General features: G+C 65.5%; 1 protein-coding gene. It reads right to left on the bottom strand.

All coding sequences use genetic code 11. The features are described from left to right. Window positions 1-322, bottom strand: a 322-nt coding sequence (locus AAHZ94_RS35220) for a thiamine pyrophosphate-dependent enzyme (protein ID WP_349997706.1), incomplete at both ends; no start/stop codon positions are given.

The raw sequence follows: 322 nt of genomic DNA, 5'->3' as shown, positions 1-322 counted from the left end.
ACCATGGCGTCCTGGTGGACGATGAAGTCCACCACCACGGGCCGGTCGTTGATGGAATTGGCCTTCTCGATGACGGCGTCGAGCTCGGCCGGATCGGTGCAGCGCAACCCCACGCACCCCATGGCCTCCGCGAGTTGCACGAAGTCCGGGACCCGCGTGCCGGCCGGCCCTTCGCCATCAGCCGACGAGCCATCGGCGCCGGAATGCAGCCCGGAATGCAGCGTGGTGTGCGAATAGCGCTCGTCGTAGAAGAGGGTCTGCCATTGGCGGACCATGCCGAGGGCGCCGTTGTTGATGATGGCGACCTTGATGGGAATGTCGT

This window comes from Streptomyces sp. HSW2009, assembly GCF_040240285.1.
In the GTDB taxonomy this organism is placed as follows: domain Bacteria; phylum Actinomycetota; class Actinomycetes; order Streptomycetales; family Streptomycetaceae; genus Streptomyces.
This window is presented reverse-complemented; position numbering and strand designations above follow the sequence as displayed.